This window comes from Arthrobacter sp. NicSoilB11 (genome assembly GCF_019977375.1).
In the GTDB taxonomy this organism is placed as follows: Bacteria; Actinomycetota; Actinomycetes; order Actinomycetales; family Micrococcaceae; genus Arthrobacter.
Map to the genome: position 1 here is coordinate 1,714,445 of NZ_AP024657.1, position 17,461 is coordinate 1,731,905.

Below are 17,461 nucleotides of genomic sequence, written 5' to 3' on the forward strand. Positions count from 1 at the left end.
GGAGGCCGGCCTTCCGATTGGGTTGTCAGGTGCCGGGTGTCATGTTCCGGGAATCTGGAAATTGAACACGCCGGTGTCGAAGCGGTTGTAGGCCTCGTAGTCAACGAGGTCGTAGAGCCGGGCACGGGTCAGCATGTTTGGAACCTGCGCCTCCTGGGTGCCGTCGGATTTGATCGATTCCAGAGTACGCTCAGCAGCCCCCATGGCACTACGGAGCAGCGTCACCGGATAGATCACCATGTTGACGCCGACGCCGGCCAGTTCATCCACGGTGAAGAGGTCGCTCTTGCCGAACTCGGTCATGTTGGCCAGGATCGGCACGTCCACCGCGTCGCGGATGGCCTTGAACTCGCCCAGGTCCTTCATGGCTTCGGGGAAAATTGCGTCGGCGCCGGCTTCGACGAGGGCTTTGGCGCGCTGCTGTGCGGCTTCCAGCCCCTCGGTGGCGCGGATGTCGGTGCGGGCCATGATCAGGAAGTTCGGGTCCCGCCGGGCGTCGGCCGCGGCCCTGATGCGTTTGGCGGCGGTGTCCTGGTCCACCACGTTCTTGCCGTCCAGGTGGCCGCAGCGCTTCGGGTTGAACTGGTCCTCGATATGGCAGCCGGCCAGGCCTGCGTTCTCGAGTTCCTGGACGGTGCGTGCCACGTTCATGGGCTCCCCGAAGCCGGTGTCCGCGTCAACGATCGAGGGCAGGTCAGTCATCCGCGCGATCTGCCCGGCCCGGGCGGCTACCTCGGTCAGGGTGGTCAGGCCGATGTCCGGCAGGCCGAGGTCGTTGGCGAGGACGGCGCCGGAGATGTACACCCCGGCGAAGCCCTTTTCCTCGATCAGCCGGGCGGAGAGCGGGTTGAACGCGCCGGGGAACTGCTGGATGGTCCCGGAGGCCAGCAGTTCCCGGAAGCGGACCCGCTTCTGTTCCGGGGTGGTCTTTGAGTACAGCATCTAGAACAGTCCCTTCGGTGCCGCCGCGAGGTCGATGACGCCGGGAGCGGCGGTGATGTTCAGCTGGTCCAGCTCACCGGCGGCGAGCTGTGGGAGGCGTTCGACGGCGGTGAGGAACCTTTCGATCTCAGCCTCCTCCACGAGCCCGGCGGCGAGGGTGCGGAACTTGTTGATGTACTGTTCCCGGGCGAAGGGGCGGGCGCCGAGCGGGTGGGCGTCGGCAACGGCGATCTGGTCGGTGATGACGGTGCCGTCCTTGAGCGTGATCTCCACCGAGCCGCCGAAAGCCTTCTCTGCGATGTCCAGGGAGTGGTAGCGGCGGGTCCATTCGGGATCTTCCACCGTGCTGACTTTGTGCCACAGTTCCACGGTGTCCGGACGGGCGGCGCGCTGCGGGGCGTAGGAGTCCACGTGGTGCCAGGCCCCGTCCTGCAAGGCCACGGTGAAGATGTACGGGATGGAGTGGTCCAGGGTTTCCCTGGACGCGGTGGGGCTGTATTTCTGGGGGTCGTTGGCGCCGGAGCCGATCACGTAGTGCGTGTGGTGGCTGGTCTTGATCAGCACTGACTCGACGTTGGCCGGATCGGTGACCTCGGGGTGTTCGCGGTGCAGCTTGCGGGCAAGGTCGATCCACGCCTGGGCCTGGTACTCCGCGGAATGTTCCTTGGTGTAGGTGTCCAGGATGGCGCGCTTGGCTTCACCCGGGGTGGGAAGCGGGACCATGTAGGAGGCGTCCGGGCCATCGAGCATCCAGGCGATGACGCCGTCTTCGCCTTCGTAGATGGGCACGGGGGAGGTCTGGCCGCGCATGGCCCGGTCCGCTGATTCGATGGCCATCTTGCCGGCAAAGGCCGGGGCGTGGGCCTTCCAGGTGGAGATCTCGCCCTTGCGGGACTGCCGGGTGGCGGTGGTGGTGTGCAGCGCCTGGCCCACTGACTGGAAGATGGTCTCCACATCGAGGCCAAGCAGGGTGCCGATCCCGGCCGCGGCAGAGGGGCCGAGGTGGGCCACGTGGTCGATCTTGTGCTTGTGCAGGCAGATGGCCTTGACCAGGTTGACCTGAATCTCGTACCCGGTGGCGATGCCCCGGATCAGGTCGTGGCCGCTGGCGCCAACGTGCTGGGCGACGGCGAGGATCGGCGGGATGTTGTCCCCGGGGTGGGAGTAGTCGGCCGCGAGGAAGGTGTCGTGGTAGTCCAGTTCCCGGACAGCCACCCCATTGGCCCAGGCTGCCCACTCCGGGGACACGCGGTCCTCGATGCCGAAGACCTTGGACCCCTTGCCGCCCGTACTGGGTCCATGGGTGAGCGCCTGGGCACGGGCGGCGACGATCGGCGCGCGGTTCAGGGAAGCGATCGCCACCGAGGCGTTGTCGATGACGCGGTTGATCACCATAGCGGTCACGTCGTCAGACACAGCCACCGGGTCCGCGGCGACCTGGGCGATTTTGTAGGCCAGCTGGTCCTCGCGGGGCAGGTTTTCTTCGCTTTTATAGACGCGGACGTGGTGTTCCTTAACCATGGTGCTCCTTCGGGTGGGATGCGTGGGTTGCTTTGACGTGGGAGAGGCTTCGGTGCAGGTGGACGATGGTGGCCGCCTCGGCGAGCCTGGGGTTGCCGGCCGCGATGGCCTCCGCGATGGCGGCATGCTCGGCGGCTGCGGCAGTGAGCCGGCAGGCATCGTCGGCGGCAAGCCGGCGGATCCGGACCAGGTGAACGCGCAGGCTGCGCATGGCCTGGGCCAGGTAGGAGTTGGAGATGGCGGCGTCGATTGCTGTGTCCAGCCGGCCCACCAGTTCGTAGTAGTCATGCAGGGCCGGCTCGTCACCGCCAATCAATGCGGGAGCCTCGAGCAGTTCGCGCTGCAGGCGCTCGAACGTCGCAGCCTCGCCGCGCCGCGCAGCCAGTGCCGCCGCCCTGCCCTCAAGGGTTTCGCGGAGTTCGAACAGTTCGTCAATGTCCTCAAGCGAGATGTCGGTGACGACGACGCCGCGGCCGCCTGCCGTCGTGAGGCCTTCCGCCGTAAGGCGCCCCAAGGCTTCCCGCAGCGGTGTGCGCGAGACGCCCAGACGCTCGGACTGTTCCACCTCGGCAAGGACCGTACCCGGCGCCAGGCGCCATTCGATGATGTCATCGCGCAGGGCGGCATAGGCCTTGTCGCTGGCGCGCATGCTCGTCTCCTTCCTCGGCTGACTGCATCAGTGTATACACAACTGGGCTCAAAAGAATGGACCTTTGAGAAAATATGCCAGAAATTGACTTCCTTGTATACAGCGACCCTTGTGGTCGTTAACTCCGCCAGCTAGCATGAGCTGCATCACAACGTCGTGGACGGGATTACGTTATGGTCACCACCGGCTATCGGGACAGTTACCGGCGCAGCATCGAAGAGCCCGACGACTTTTGGCTGGAGGCCGCGGGAAACATCGCCTGGAGCTCTCCTCCGGCGCAGGCGCTGGACTCCACGCGGGCACCGCTCTACAGCTGGTTTCCCGACGGCACACTGAATACCTGCTACAACGCCCTTGACCGGCATATCGCCGAAGGCCGCGGGGAGCAGGTGGCCCTGATCCATGACTCGGCCATGCTGGGAACCCGGCACCGCTACACGTATGCCCAGCTCACGGACGCCGTGGCGCGCTTTGCCGGTGTGCTGCGTGGCCATGGCGTGGGAAAGGGGCACCGCGTGGTGATTTACATGCCAATGATCCCGGAAGCCGCTATCGCCATGCTGGCGTCGGCCCGGCTGGGCGCGGTCCATTCCGTGGTGTTCGGCGGCTTTGCGCCCAAGGAGCTCGCGGCCCGGATCCGGGACGCCGCACCCACGGCGGTGGTGACCGCTTCGGGCGGGATCGAACCCGCCCGCCGCATCGAGTATCTGCCGGCCGTCGCGGAGGCGCTGGAACTGGCGGGCACGCCGGATCTTCCCGTCTTGGTCAAGGAGCGCGACGGATTCGCGTCCAAGGCTGCGGACCATGCGGGCTGGCTGGACTGGGACACGGAAATGGCTTCCGCAGAGCCTGCCGCTCCCGTTGAGGTGAAGGCCACCGATCCGCTCTACATCCTCTACACATCCGGAACCACCGGCACGCCAAAGGGAGTGGTGCGGGACAACGGCGGCCACGCCGTCGCCCTGCGCTGGACCCTGGAGAACATTTACGACGTCGGTCCGGGCGACGTGATGTGGACCGCGTCAGACGTCGGCTGGGTAGTGGGGCACTCCTACATTGTCTATGGCCCGCTGCTGGCCGGCGCCACCACGGTGATGTACGAGGGCAAGCCCGTAGGCACCCCGGATGCCGGCGCATTCTGGCGCGTGGTCCGGGACCACAGGGTCAATGTGCTCTTCACTGCGCCCACGGCACTCCGGGCCATCCGCAAGGCGGATCCGGCGGCGTCGCTGCTGCGGAAGTACGACATCTCCAGCCTGCGGACCCTGTTCACTGCCGGCGAGAGGCTGGACACGGACACTTTCCATTGGGCATCACGGGCCCTCGGCGTGCCGGTGGTGGACCACTGGTGGCAGACCGAGACCGGGTGGGCCATTTGCGCCAACCCGCGTGGCCTGGAGCAGTTGCCCATCAAGGCCGGCTCCCCGAGCGTGCCCATGCCCGGGTTCCGGCTGCAGATCCTCGACGGCGCAGGCGGAGAGGTGGAACCCGGCACCGAGGGCAACATCGTGCTTGGACTGCCGCTGCCGCCGGGCACCCTCACAACGCTGTGGCGGAATGATGAGCGCTACATCTCTTCCTACCTTCAGGCTTTCGAGGGCTGCTACGCCACCGGCGATTCGGGTTACCAGGACCGGGACGGGTACATCTTTGTCATGGGCCGTACGGACGACATCATCAATGTTGCCGGGCACAGGCTCTCAACCGGCGCCATGGAACAGGTGATCGGCCAGCATCCGGCCGTTGCGGAGTGCGCCGTGATCGGCCTCGCCGACCCCGTGAAGGGCCAGCGTCCCAGCGGCTACGTGGTGCTCAAAACCGGGGTGGACATCGCCGAAGATGTCCTGGCCAAGGATCTAGTGGCACTGGTCCGGCGGGACATTGGTGCGGTTGCGGACTTCAAACAGGTGACAGTGGTGGATGCACTGCCCAAGACCCGTTCGGGGAAGATCCTCCGCAAGACCATGCGCCAGATAGCGGACGGCGAGGAGTACACCGTTCCGTCCACCATCGAGGATCCAGGCGTCATCGATCAATTGATCGGAGCACTCCGGGCGGGGGAGGCGGAGGCTGGCTGAGGCGCATGGCCGGGGCGCGCACGTCCAACCCCGAGCAGCTCAGCGGGTGTTCCAGCGGTATTCGTTCTCCGGCCTGCCGGGGGTGCCGTAGCGGGCGGTCCGGGAAACTGTTCCCGCATCGGCCAGGTACTCAAGGTAGCGCCGAGCCGTCACGCGCGACATCCCCAGGGCGTCCATGACCTCCGTGGCGGACACTGCTTCGGGCTGCCCCCGGAGGAACTCCTGGACGGATCCGAGCGTCGAGGTTGAGAGTCCCTTGGGCAGCGGGAGTTCGGATGGCGCCCGGAGGCTGGCAAAGGCCTGGTCCACTTCGCTTTGCGAGGCGCCCCCCTTGCCGGGGCCACCGCCGGAACCGGCCAACTGCTGCCGGAACTGGCGGTAATTTTCCAGCTTGTCGGAGAACGTGGCGAACGTGAAGGGCTTGATCAGGTACTGGACCACGCCGATTGCCACGGCGCTGCGGACGATCGCCAGTTCGCGCACGGCGGTGATCGCAATGATGTCCGCCAGGATCCCCGCCGAACGCATCCGGCGGGCGATGTCCAGGCCGTGCAGGTCGGGCAGGTTCATGTCCAGCAGGACCAGTTCAACGGGCTCTCCCGCGGCCACGAATTCGTTCAGCAGCCGCAGGGCCGACTGGCCGTCGGGGGCTGTCCCGGCGAGCTCGAATCCTTCCAGCCTCCCCACGTAGGCCGCGTGCGCTGCCGAAGCGATGGCCTCATCTTCGACGACGAGGACCCGGATGTTGCTCACTGTCTGTGCTCCTTCTCCGCGGACACCGCTGCAGGCAGGAATACTTCGAACTTGGCGCCGCGCCGGCCGTTGATGGCCAGCGTACCGCCCAAACGCTGCACCGCCTGCCGCACCAGGGCCAGGCCGATGCCCCGGCCCCCGGCCCCCGCAGGCTTGGTGCTGAATCCGTGCCGGAAGATCTTTTCCGCATCGGTGGGGTCGATGGGCGTTCCGGAATCGTTGACGGCGATGTCCAGGCCTTCTTCATCGGCCTCCAGCGTCAGCACCACCCTCCGCGGAGGGGGTGCATCGGCGGCGGCATCGATGGCATTGTCCAGCAGGTTGCCCAGGATCGTCACCAGGTCCTGGACGGCTACCCCGGGTGCCGTGCCGGAGCCCAGGGTGGAGAGATCCAGCTGGACGCCGCGTTCGTGGGCCTCGGCCACCTTTCCCATGAGCAGGGCGCCCACCACCGGTTCATCGATCGAACTCACCATGTCATCTGTCAGCTGCTGGCTCAGGGCCAGGTCCTGGGTTGCAAAGTCCAGGGCTTCCCTGGTCCGGCCGAGTTCCAGGAGCGAAACCAAGGTGTGCAGCCGGTTGGCGTGCTCGTGGGTCTGGGCGCGCAGCGCGTCGGAAAGGGTGCGCATGGTCTGCAGTTCGTTGCCCAGCGCTTCGATTTCTGTCCGGTCCCTGAGGGTGGCCACGGTCCCGTAGACGGGGACCTTCCCGCGGGTGCCCCGGGCCTCGGGACCCCGGGCCGGCCCCTGGTTGACCACCAGCACGCGGGAGCCGGTCAGGACCATCTCGTCCTTGGTGGTCCGCCCGGACTCGAACAGGCTGCGCAGTTCGTCGTCCAGGGGAAGGTCTGCCAGCGATGGGGGCCGGGTGGGGTCATTGTTGCCGGTGTCGGCCAGGCCCAGCAGCTCGGCAGCCTGGTCGTTGTACATCACCACGCGCTTCCGGGCATCGATCAGGATCAGCCCTTCCCGGACCGAGTGCAGCACCGACTCGTAGTAGGCGAACAGCTGTGCCAGCTGCTCGGGACCCCAGCCCCGGGTAACCCGCCGCAGGTACCTGCCCAGCAGCCACGACGCCAGTGAACCGCCCACCAGGAGGGCCACGCCGACGGCCAGCAGGACGGGAAGGCGCCCGGCAAAGGCGATATCGACGCTGCGGACGGTAACACCCACCGCTACGAGGGCCTTGACTGTCCCCGCAGAATCCTTGACCGGAACAATGGTCCGCACCGACGGGCCCAGCGTACCTGCCGTCACTTCGGTGTAGGTGTGGCCGCGGAGTGCTTCATCGATGGAGCCGATGTAGGGCCGGCCCAGCTCCTCGTCCCGCGGGTGGGTCCAGCGGGTACGGTCCGGCGCCATGATCGTGATGAAGTCCACGTGGGCCGCGGTGGTGACGTCTTTGGCATACGGCTGCAGGACGGCGGACGGGTCCGGCGTGGCAGCAGCCTGGAGCACCAGGGGATTGGCGGCGATGGAGGCAGCCACGCCTTCCATCCGGCGGCCCGCTTCGTCATACGTCCGGTCCCGCGCGTCCACGTAGGCGGCCGTTCCCACGATGGCGATAAACGACACGACGATCAGCAGGTTCGCCAGGAAGAGCCGGCGGGCGATACTCCAGCGGTGGATCATGCCTGCCTCCCTTGGACCCTGCCGATACCGCGACCAATATGAACGCAACGGTGAGCTGGATCACGGGGTGCCCAATGATGGATATCACATTGGACGGACGTGTTGAGCCCAGAGACTGCGCCGCAACGTCTATCAGAATATCCACAAGGAGACACATCATGGCTTCTCAACGAGGAGAGTCGCTCGAGACCGCGACCCCGCGGCGCAAGGGACTGGACAAGTCCCACTACCTCTACATCGCAGTTATCGCCGCCGTCGTCCTCGGCGCGGTGGTGGGCCTGCTGTTCCCGGAGGTGGGCAAGTCCCTTAAGCCCCTGGGCGACGGCTTCGTCAAGCTCATCAAGATGATGATCGCACCGGTCATTTTCTGCACCATCGTCCTGGGCATCGGCTCCATCGCCAAGGCAGCCACCGTCGGCAAGGTCGGCGGCCTGGCACTGGGCTACTTCATCATCATGTCAACCTTCGCCCTGGCCATCGGCCTGGTGGTAGGCAACATCATCCACCCCGGCGAGGGCCTGAAGCTGACGCCGTACGACCCCAACAAGAAGGCGGCGACCGACAGCACCGTGGACTTCCTGCTGGGCATCATCCCCAGTGACGTCCCCGTGCTGCCCACCCTGCTGGCAGCCATCCTGGTTGGCTTCGCGCTGCAGAAGATGGGCGCCCAGGGTGCCCCGATCCTCAAGGCTGTCGGCTACGGCCAGGCACTGGTGTTCCGCATCCTCATCATGATCATGTGGCTCGCTCCGGTAGGTGCCTTCGGTGCCATCGCCGCCGTCGTGGGCGCAACCGGCGTGCAGGCCATCGTCAGCATGTTCACCCTGATGATCGCCTTCTACATCACCTGCGCACTGTTCATCGTGGTGATCCTGGGCGGCCTGCTCCAGGTGGTTGCCGGCGTCAACATCTTCAAGCTGATGAAGTACCTGGCCCGTGAGTACCTCATCATCTTCTCCACGTCGTCCTCGGAAGCGGCACTGCCGCGGCTGATCGCCAAGATGGAACACCTCGGCGTCTCCAAGCCGGTCGTCGGCGTCACCGTTCCCACCGGCTACTCCTTCAACCTGGACGGAACCGCCATCTACCTGACCATGGCGTCCCTGTTCGTGGCCAACGCCATGGGCACCCCGCTGGACCTCGGCGCCCAGATCTCCCTGCTGGTGTTCATGATCATCGCCTCCAAGGGTGCCGCCGGTGTGACCGGTGCCGGCCTTGCAACCCTCGCGGCCGGCCTGCAGGCACACAAGCCCGAACTACTCGGCGGCGTGGGCATGATCGTCGGCATCGACCGGTTCATGTCCGAGGCCCGCGCCCTGACCAACTTCACGGGCAACGCGGTGGCCACCGTCCTGATCGGCACCTGGGTCAAGGAGATCGACGGCGGCCAGGTTGGCCGGGTGCTGTCCGGCGAAGAACCTTTCGACGAGGCAACCATGATGGTCCACCATCACGGCGAAATGGCACCCAAGGAAGAGGGCGCCCGCGAGGCTGCCAAGGCCTAGCCACCGCCAGGACACCCCACGAGACCGCCCCCGCAGCCATGCTGCGGGGGCGGTCCTGCGTTCCCCGGCAGCGTTCCCCGGCAGTGCAACCTTCGACCTCAGCTAGAGGGTCAAGGCTCAACATTCGCGGAAAGTCAAGTTCCGTCGAATGCCGTGTCGGGCGCTGTAACCTAGGGAGCAGAACGAACGGCGCTGGTGAGCCAGCGGCAGGAAATCACCGTCATCGAAAGTGTGGACAGATACGTGAGCAGCGAACAGGGTTCAGCAACTCTGGAGGGCACGGAATTCGACCTGGAAAACGCGGTGATGGGGCCCACCGGGCGCCCATACCGGGAGTTCCCGGAACCCGCGCCGCTGTCCTCCCACGGTCCGGCCCGCGTCATCGCCATGGTCAACCAAAAGGGCGGCGTGGGGAAGACCACCTCCACCATCAACCTCGCCGCGGCGCTCGCCGAGTACGGCCGCCGCGTCCTCCTGGTGGACTTCGACCCCCAGGGCGCGCTCTCCGCCGGCCTTGGTGTCAACCCGCATGAGCTGGACCTCACGGTGTACAACGTCCTGATGGACCGCAAGGTGGATATCCGTGACGCCATCCACCACACGGGCGTCGAAAACGTCGACCTGCTGCCCGCCAACATCGACCTCTCCGCCGCGGAAGTCCAGCTGGTCAACGAGGTGGCGCGCGAACAGGTCCTGGACCGTGCGCTCAAGAAAGTCGAAGACGATTACGACGTCGTCCTCATCGACTGCCAGCCCTCCCTGGGCCTCCTGACCGTCAACGCCCTCACGGCAGCCCACGGCGTCATCATCCCGCTCATTTGCGAGTTCTTCGCCCTCCGCGCCGTGGCGCTGCTGGTCGAAACCATCGACAAGGTCCAGGACCGGCTGAATCCTCGCCTTCAGGTGGACGGCGTGCTGGCCACCATGTACGACGCACGTACACTGCACAGCCGCGAAGTGATCACCCGCCTGGTGGAGGCGTTCGGCGACAAGGTCTTCGAAACCGTCATCAAGCGCTCCATCAAGTTCGCAGACGCTACCGTGGCCGCGGAGCCCATCACCAGCTACGCCGGAAACCACGTGGGCGCCGACGCCTACCGCCGGCTGGCAAAGGAGCTGATCTCCCGCGGCGGCGCACCCTAACCACGCCGTGGCCGAATCCAAACCCGGCTTCGAGGTGCGGCTGGCCAACTTCACGGGTCCCTTCGACCTCCTTCTGGGGCTGATCGCCAAACACCAGCTGGACATTACAGAAGTGGCCATTGCCACCGTCACGGATGAGTTCATCAAGTACATCCGTAAACTGCAGCGGCTCGGTGAAGAGTGGGCCCTGGACGAGGCGAGCGAATTCCTGGTGATCGCCGCCACGCTGCTTGACCTCAAGGCGGCACGGCTCCTTCCCGCGGGTGAGGTGGAGGACGACGAGGACATCGCCCTTCTGGAAGCGCGGGACCTCCTCTTTGCCCGGCTGCTGCAGTACAAGGCTTTCAAGCAGGTGGCAGGAATCCTGGGCGAAACCCTGCACCAGGAAGGCCGGCGCTTTCCACGCCAGGTGGCCTTGGAGGAGCACTTCGCGTCGATGCTTCCTGAACTGGTGTGGAAACACACGCCGCAACAGTTCGCCGCGCTGGCCGAGGCCGCGCTCCGGCCCAAAGCGCCCGCCCAGCCGCCGCAAGTGGCACTCGGCCACCTGCATGGGAGCAACGTCAGCGTCAAGGAACAGGCCCGGATGATGGGGCTTCGCCTGCAACAGGAGTCGCCCCAGACCTTCCGTTCCCTGATTGCCGACGCCGATTCCACCCTGGTGGTGGTGGCCCGCTTCCTGGCGCTCCTGGAACTGTTCCGGGACCGGGCCGTGTCGTTCGATCAGCTGTCCCCGCTGTCCGAGCTTGCCATCCACTGGACAGCCGAAGGCCGCGACTGGTCGGCGGAAAACCTGAGCGAAGAGTATGAGGAGCAGGCGTGAATTCCAAGCCGCAGGACCTGGCCGTGGAAGGCGGGGCAATGCTTGAGGACACAGGGAAGCCGGCGGGCGCAGGGAAGCCGGAGGACACGGCCCCACGGGAGGACGCGGACCACGGCCCGGACTTCGACGACCTCCCCGGCGGTGCCAAGGCTGCCCTCGAAGCGGTGCTCATGGTCCTGGACCAACCCGCCACGGAGGAGGAGCTGGCAGCCGGGGTAGGCCTGACGGTCACAGCGGTCCGCTCCCTGCTGGCAGAACTGCAGCGTGAGTATAACGGCTATACTGTTAAAGCCCCGGAGATGGAGGATGCCAGCCACACTGGCATTGGTTCCAGCCCCCGGGGTTTTGAATTGCGGAACATCGCCGGTGGCTGGCGGATCTACTCGCGCACGGAGTTTGCCGACATTGTCGGCAAATATGTGCTTGAGGGGCAGACCGCCAGGCTTACCCAGGCGGCGTTGGAAACGCTGGCAGTCATCGCGTACCGCCAGCCCGTTTCCCGGGCCCGGGTGTCTGCAATTCGCGGTGTCAATGTTGATTCCGTCGTACGGACGCTTGCCCAGCGCGGGCTGATCGAGGACGCGGGAACGGATCCCGAGTCCGGCGCAATCCTCTACCGGACCACCTCCTATTTCCTTGAACGGATGGGAATCAGTTCAGTGGAGGACCTGCCCCAGCTGTCGCCGCACCTTCCGGGACTCGACGGGATCGCAGAGTTCTACGACGCCGGGACCATGTAGGCAGGACCCTTCTGCCGGCAGCGGTCTCATGAGCAGTTTGTTTATCAGGTTTTCTATCAGGGCAGACGAAGTCTGCGCGGCTGGCTAGGGTTGTCCTTGGACATCTCTGCCGGCCAAAACACATTGAAGGACGGGTCATGACACAGGCGGGACGCCAGGGTTCACCACGTAACAGTTCGGGACGCGGCGGCAACGAGCGCAACAACTCCCAGCAGCGCAGCGTACAGGGCGGCGGCTTCAGCGGCGGTTCCCGCGGCGGAACAGCCAAGCGGGCAGCAGGATTCGGCGGGGACCGGCCCCACCGCGCCCCCAAGCCGCGCGAGGAACGCTTCATCGACCCCGATCTGGCGGGGGACCAGCAGGCACGGGCATCGGAGGGCGCCCGTGGCGCCAAGCCGTCGTCGCGCAAGCCCGCGGCACGCAAGCCCGGCGCCAAGAAGGCTCCCGGAACTCCCGGTGCCCTCAAGCCCAAGCCGCGTACCGGTGCACCCGGGACAGCCGCTTCCCGTGCATTCGGCAGCGAACGCTTCGGCCAGAACCTGGGTCCGGTCCGCAAGCCCGGCCGGAAGAAGGGCCCCCGCGGTAACGTTCCGCAGTCCGAACTCCATGATGCAGACGGCGTGCGCCTCCAGAAAGTAATGGCGTCCGCCGGAGTCGCATCCCGGCGCGTCTGCGAAGAAATGATCGCCGAGGGCCGCGTTGAGGTGGACGGCCAGGTGGTTACGGAACTCGGCATGCGCGTCGATCCCAAGACCGCCGTCATCCATGTTGACGGCTTGCGGATCCAGTTGGACGAGAACCTGGTCTACATGGTGTTCAACAAGCCCAAGGGCGTGGTGTCCACCATGGAGGATCCCGAGGGCCGGCCGTGCATCAGCGACTTCCTGAAGAGCAACAAGAACACCGGCGAACGCCTCTTCCATGTGGGAAGGCTCGACGTCGCCACCGAAGGCCTGCTGCTGCTGACCAACGACGGCGAACTCGCCAACAGGCTGACCCACCCGTCCTACGAGGTTCCCAAGACCTACCTGGTGCAGGTGCGCGGGCCGTTCCCGCAGGGCGTAGGCGCCCAGCTGAAAGCCGGCGTGGAACTGGAGGACGGGTTCGCGTCCGTTGACTCCTTCCGCCTGGTGGACTCCACCCCGGGCCACGTGCTGATCGAGGTTGTGCTCCACTCGGGTAAGAACCGGATTGTCCGCCGCCTCTTTGATGCTGTCGGCTTCCCGGTCCAGCGGCTGGTCCGCGTCAAGGTGGGCCCCATCGGACTCGGGGACCAGCGCCAGGGCAGCATCCGCAACCTGGGCAAGCAGGAAGTCGGCCACCTGCTGGCATCCGTAGGACTCTGACGCATGTCCGCGTTCAAAAGCCAGGGCCGCGGCCACCTGGATGGCCCGGTGGTGGTGATTGGTACCGGACTGCTGGGCACCAGCATTGGGCTGGGCCTGCGGGGGCGTGGCGTACCTGTGTTCCTTTCCGACCCGTCACCCACCAACCAGGCGGTTGCGGTGGACATCGGTGCCGGGCGTCCCCTGTCCGAGCTGGGCAACCGCAAACCGCAACTGGTTGTGGTTGCCGCCCCGCCGGACGTGACGGCCGGCGTCGTGTGCCAGGCGCTGGCTGACTACCCCGACGCCGTCGTGGTGGACATAGCCAGCGTCAAGGCTGACATCCTGGCCCGTCTGCGCAGCCTCGGTGCCGACCTCACCCGGTACGTGGGCACCCACCCCATGGCCGGGCGGGAAAAATCGGGACCGGTGGCCGCCCGCGGCGAGCTGTTCACCTCCATGCCTTGGGTGCTGTGCCCCTCCGGGGAGACCTCCGGCGCTGCCCTGCAAGTGGCACGGTCGCTTGCCTCGGATCTTGGAGCGGTTGTCTCGCAGTTCACGGCGGACGAACATGATGAAGCAGTGGCCCTGGTGTCGCACCTGCCCCAGGTCATGTCATCCCTGCTGGCCAGCCGCCTCCAGGGAACGCCACTGCACGCCCTGTCCCTGGCCGGCAACGGCCTCCGCGACGTCACCAGGATTGCCGCGAGCGATCCCACCCTCTGGGTGCAGATCCTCGGCGGGAATGCAGCCAAGGTCGTGGAGATCCTCTACGGCGTCCGCGAGGACCTGAACCGCCTCATCGGAACCCTGGAACAGCCCACGGCACCGGGAGCCCGGCTGGACCTGGCACAGCTGATCAGTGAGGGCAACGCCGGCCAGGCCCGGATTCCCGGCAAGCACGGCGGCCCGCCGCAGGCATACTCCTGGCTCACCGTCCTGGTGGATGACAAGCCCGGCCAGATCGCGCAGCTGCTCACCGAGATCGGTGAAATCGGTGTGAACGTCGAGGATCTTCGGCTGGACCATTCCTCCGGACAGAACGTTGGCATGGTGGAATTGTCTGTGTTGCCGAACAAGCACGACCACCTGATCGAAGCTCTCAACGACCGCGGATGGCGGGTACTTCAGTAATGACACAGGAACTCCTCGAGACGATGCGCGCCCTGCGCATCGGCCGGCCGCTGGTGGTTGCCATCGACGGACCGTCCGGCTCCGGTAAATCCAGCGTGAGCAAGGAGGTTGCCCGCAGGCTGCGGCTGGCCTACCTGGACACCGGAGCGATGTACCGCGCACTGACCTGGTACTGCGTAAACCAGGGGATTGACCTTGATGACACGCCGGCCGTGGAACAGGCCTCCCGGGACTTTGCGCTGGAACTGAGCACCAGCCCCCAGGAGGAATACGTGCGGGTAGGCGGCGTGGACGTCACCGATGCCATCCGCGAACCGGCAATTTCCGCCGCGGTCAGCTCCGTGGCCACCACGCTTGGTGCCCGGACCGAACTGATCCGCAGGCAGCGGGACCTGATTGAAAAGCACCACCGCCGAATGGTGGTGGAAGGCCGGGACATCACCACCGTCGTCGCGCCCGGAGCCGAGGTGCGCATGCTCCTCACCGCAAGCGAGGAAGCCCGCCTCCGCCGGCGCGGCATCCAGCTGGGCGGTACCCAGAACGCCGAACAGCTGGCAGCCCAGGTGACCCACCGGGATGCCAGGGACTCAACCGTGGTGAACTTCACCCAGGCGGCAGACGGCGTGGTCACGCTGGACTCCTCGGACCTGGACTTCGAGCAGACCGTCAATGCCGCCCTCGTGATCGTTACAAAGGTCCTCAACCGTGACTGAGGCCCGGGCGGGTGTGCCAACCCGACTGACCATGGCGTGGAGCAGGCCGGTGGGATGGATCCTGGACCACGTGGTCTACCGGACCACGGTGACGGGCAGGAGCAACGTCCCCACCGGCGGTCCGGTGATCTTCGCAGCCAACCACATCAGCTTCCTCGACGGGCCGGTCATGTTCGGCGCGGCGCCGCGCCCCATGCACATCCTGGTAAAACAGGAGATGTTCCAGGGCTTCCTGGGCCGGGTACTCACCGCCTCCGGGCAGCTTCCGGTGGACCGGCAGGGTGACCGGGCGGCGCTGCAGCGCTGCAAGGACGTGCTCGACGCCGGACGTTGCGTTGGGATTCTTCCGGAAGGGACGCGGGGGAGCGGGGCAGCCGCGGACATCAACGGGGGCGTGGCCTGGCTGGCGCTGAACTCCGGGGCACCGGTTGTTCCGGTGGCCATCCTGGGCACCCGGCAGGGCGACGAGCACCTGGACTTCGTCCCGCGGCCGGGGCGGCGATTCCACGTGAGCTTCGGATCAGCCCTTACCCTGGCCCGCCGGGCCGGTGAAAGCGGGCGTGCTTCAATGGACAGGGCGGCGCAGGACATCCGTGCAGCGCTGGCCGGGCACGTCCAGGACGCTATCCAACTCAGCGGGCAGCCTTTGCCTTCCGCTGACCACAACGACTTGACAGCAGTAGCCGGGGACGCCGGCAGATGACCACTAAGGACAGTGCAATGAGCGATACCACCCAGACTTCCGGGCCTTCCGGCACCGACGACGAATACACTCCCACCGGCACCGACCAGGTTGCCGAACGGCTGGCAGCGATTGGCGACGACGAAGCGGAGCTGCGTGCCGCCTCCCTCCGGGCCGGCCTGGAGGATTACGAGCTTGACGAGGACGATGCCGCCCTGCTGAGCGGGGAGTACGGCGACGAGGACTTTGACGGTCCCGTCAAGCTGGATCCCGTCCTGGCAATCATCGGCCGGCCAAACGTGGGGAAGTCCACGCTGGTGAACCGCATCCTGGGCCGCCGCGAAGCAGTGGTGGAGGACACCCCGGGCGTCACCCGTGACCGGGTCATGTACTCCGCGAACTGGAACGGCCGCAACTTCACGCTGGTGGACACCGGCGGCTGGGAGCACGACGCCCGCGGCATCCACGCCCGCGTCGCCGAGCAGGCCGAGATGGCCGTGGAACTCGCCGACGCCGTGCTTTTCGTGGTGGACTCCGCAGTGGGCGCCACCGCCACGGACGAAGGCGTCATGAAGATGCTGCGCCGCAGTAAGAAGCCGGTCATCATGGTGGCCAACAAGGTGGACGACTTCGCCCAGGAAGCGGACAGCGCCGCATTGTGGGGCCTCGGTTTCGGCGAGCCCTACCCGGTCTCTGCCCTTCACGGCCGAGGTGTCGCGGACCTCCTGGACCACGTCATGGACGTGCTCCCTGAATACTCAACGATCGAGGGAACGGACCGCTCAGGCGGCCCGCGCCGTATCGCCCTGATCGGCCGCCCCAACGTGGGCAAGTCCTCGCTGCTGAACAAGCTTGCAGGATCCGAGCGCGTAGTGGTGGACAACACCGCAGGAACCACGCGTGACCCCGTTGACGAATTCATTGAACTCGGCGGCCGCACCTGGCGCTTTGTGGACACCGCCGGCATCCGCCGCCGCCAGCACATGGCGCAGGGCGCTGACTACTACGCCTCACTTCGGACGCAGGCCGCGCTCGAGAAGGCGGAGGTCGCCGTCGTGCTTCTCGCCGTGGACGAGGTCCTCAGCGAACAGGACGTGCGCATCCTGCAGCTGGCCATCGAGTCCGGCCGCGCGCTGGTCCTGGCATTCAACAAGTGGGACCTGCTCGACGATGAACGCCGCCGTTACCTGGAGCGCGAGATCGAGCAGGACCTGGCCCATGTGGAATGGGCGCCGCGGGTCAACATTTCGGCAAAGACCGGCTGGCACAAGGACCGCCTGGTCCCGGCCCTGGACCTTGCCCTGGAGAACTGGGACAAGCGGATCGCCACCGGGCGCCTCAACGCCTTCCTGGGTGAGCTCGTGGCCGCCCACCCCCACCCGGTCCGCGGCGGCAAGCAGCCCCGCATCCTCTTTGGCACCCAGGCCTCCAGCCGCCCGCCCAAATTCGTGCTGTTCACCACGGGATTCCTGGACCCCGGGTACCGCCGTTTCATCACCCGCCGCCTGCGGGAGACCTTCGGATTCGAGGGAACCCCGATTGAGGTCAGCATGCGCGTGCGCGAGAAGCGTGGCCGGAAGCGTTAATTGCGACACACCTTGGGGCTGATCACCGGAAAGTGTCACAGGCACCCCTCCGGATCGTGTAAGCTCTTCTAGGTGGTTCGGCCGGACTGCTGATGAAAACCCTCGGGTTGAGTTCAGCGGAGAACGGCGGAACCAGCGGGCTGTAGCGCAGCTTGGTAGCGCACTTGACTGGGGGTCAAGGGGTCGCAGGTTCAAATCCTGTCAGCCCGACCAGAAAGCCGCGGAAACCTTAGGGT

General features: G+C 66.2%; 15 protein-coding genes and 1 tRNA gene. 11 read left to right on the plus strand and 5 right to left on the minus strand.

All coding sequences use genetic code 11. The features are described from left to right. Window positions 1–39 precede the first annotated feature (39 nt). The 3 genes from prpB to LDO14_RS08005 are packed head-to-tail and all read right to left on the minus strand — an operon-like array spanning window position 40 to window position 3,112. Window positions 40–942 (minus strand): methylisocitrate lyase, encoded by a 903-nt coding sequence (gene prpB, locus LDO14_RS07995; RefSeq protein ID WP_223994705.1) that lies wholly within the window; start codon window positions 940–942, stop codon window positions 40–42. Next, window positions 943–2,463 carry an MmgE/PrpD family protein gene (locus LDO14_RS08000; protein WP_223994707.1) on the minus strand — a complete coding sequence of 507 codons (1,521 nt, stop codon included), beginning with the start codon at window positions 2,461–2,463 and terminating at the stop codon, window positions 943–945. After that, window positions 2,456–3,112 carry a GntR family transcriptional regulator gene (locus tag LDO14_RS08005; protein ID WP_018772015.1) on the minus strand — a complete coding sequence of 219 codons (657 nt, stop codon included), beginning with the start codon at window positions 3,110–3,112 and terminating at the stop codon, window positions 2,456–2,458. The genes LDO14_RS08000 and LDO14_RS08005 overlap by 8 nt, the downstream gene beginning before the upstream one ends. A 173-nt stretch (window positions 3,113–3,285) precedes the next feature. On the opposite strand from LDO14_RS08005, the gene LDO14_RS08010 reads away from it, so the two are divergent. Further along, the gene (locus LDO14_RS08010) at window positions 3,286–5,190 is read left to right on the plus strand and encodes a propionyl-CoA synthetase (RefSeq protein WP_144599569.1); all 1,905 of its coding nucleotides are present in this window, start codon (window positions 3,286–3,288) and stop codon (window positions 5,188–5,190) included. A gap of 39 nt (window positions 5,191–5,229) precedes the next feature. Here LDO14_RS08010 and LDO14_RS08015 read toward each other — a convergent pair whose 3' ends face one another. Next, on the minus strand, window positions 5,230–5,943 hold the full coding sequence (locus LDO14_RS08015; RefSeq protein ID WP_018772017.1) for a response regulator: 714 nt from the start codon (window positions 5,941–5,943) through the stop codon (window positions 5,230–5,232). Beyond that, window positions 5,940–7,574 (minus strand): sensor histidine kinase, encoded by a 1,635-nt coding sequence (locus LDO14_RS08020; RefSeq protein WP_223994709.1) that lies wholly within the window; start codon window positions 7,572–7,574, stop codon window positions 5,940–5,942. Before LDO14_RS08020 ends, LDO14_RS08015 begins: the two co-directional genes overlap by 4 nt. 158 nt (window positions 7,575–7,732) lie before the next feature. Between LDO14_RS08020 and LDO14_RS08025 the strand changes: the two genes are divergently transcribed. The 10 genes from LDO14_RS08025 (at window position 7,733) to LDO14_RS08070 (ending at window position 17,438) form a co-directional block, all read left to right on the plus strand. Beyond that, the gene (locus LDO14_RS08025) at window positions 7,733–9,079 is read left to right on the plus strand and encodes a C4-dicarboxylate transporter DctA (protein ID WP_018772019.1); all 1,347 of its coding nucleotides are present in this window, start codon (window positions 7,733–7,735) and stop codon (window positions 9,077–9,079) included. Between the two features lie 243 nt (window positions 9,080–9,322). Further along, complete coding sequence (locus LDO14_RS08030) at window positions 9,323–10,222, plus strand: AAA family ATPase (protein ID WP_026266195.1); 900 nt, start codon at window positions 9,323–9,325, stop codon at window positions 10,220–10,222. A gap of 7 nt (window positions 10,223–10,229) precedes the next feature. Further along, window positions 10,230–11,045: a ScpA family protein gene (locus LDO14_RS08035; protein ID WP_018772021.1), complete on the plus strand. Its 816-nt coding sequence runs from the start codon at window positions 10,230–10,232 to the stop codon at window positions 11,043–11,045. After that, window positions 11,042–11,785: an SMC-Scp complex subunit ScpB gene (locus tag LDO14_RS08040; protein WP_223994711.1), complete on the plus strand. Its 744-nt coding sequence runs from the start codon at window positions 11,042–11,044 to the stop codon at window positions 11,783–11,785. Before LDO14_RS08035 ends, LDO14_RS08040 begins: the two co-directional genes overlap by 4 nt. Window positions 11,786–11,922: 137 nt before the next feature. Further along, the gene (locus LDO14_RS08045; protein WP_223994713.1) at window positions 11,923–13,131 is read left to right on the plus strand and encodes a pseudouridine synthase; all 1,209 of its coding nucleotides are present in this window, start codon (window positions 11,923–11,925) and stop codon (window positions 13,129–13,131) included. 3 nt (window positions 13,132–13,134) lie between these two features. Then, window positions 13,135–14,244 carry a prephenate dehydrogenase gene (locus tag LDO14_RS08050; RefSeq protein WP_134164415.1) on the plus strand — a complete coding sequence of 370 codons (1,110 nt, stop codon included), beginning with the start codon at window positions 13,135–13,137 and terminating at the stop codon, window positions 14,242–14,244. Further along, a complete protein-coding gene (gene cmk, locus LDO14_RS08055; RefSeq protein WP_018772025.1) occupies window positions 14,244–14,957 on the plus strand; it encodes a (d)CMP kinase in 714 nt (237 codons plus the stop codon). The genes LDO14_RS08050 and cmk overlap by 1 nt, the downstream gene beginning before the upstream one ends. Before the next feature lie 49 nt (window positions 14,958–15,006). Continuing rightward, window positions 15,007–15,660 (plus strand): lysophospholipid acyltransferase family protein, encoded by a 654-nt coding sequence (locus tag LDO14_RS08060; protein WP_018772026.1) that lies wholly within the window; start codon window positions 15,007–15,009, stop codon window positions 15,658–15,660. A gap of 17 nt (window positions 15,661–15,677) precedes the next feature. Continuing rightward, window positions 15,678–17,225: a ribosome biogenesis GTPase Der gene (der, locus tag LDO14_RS08065; RefSeq protein ID WP_018772027.1), complete on the plus strand. Its 1,548-nt coding sequence runs from the start codon at window positions 15,678–15,680 to the stop codon at window positions 17,223–17,225. A gap of 136 nt (window positions 17,226–17,361) precedes the next feature. Further along, window positions 17,362–17,438: transfer RNA gene (locus LDO14_RS08070), tRNA-Pro, on the plus strand. Window positions 17,439–17,461: the final 23 nt, after the last annotated feature.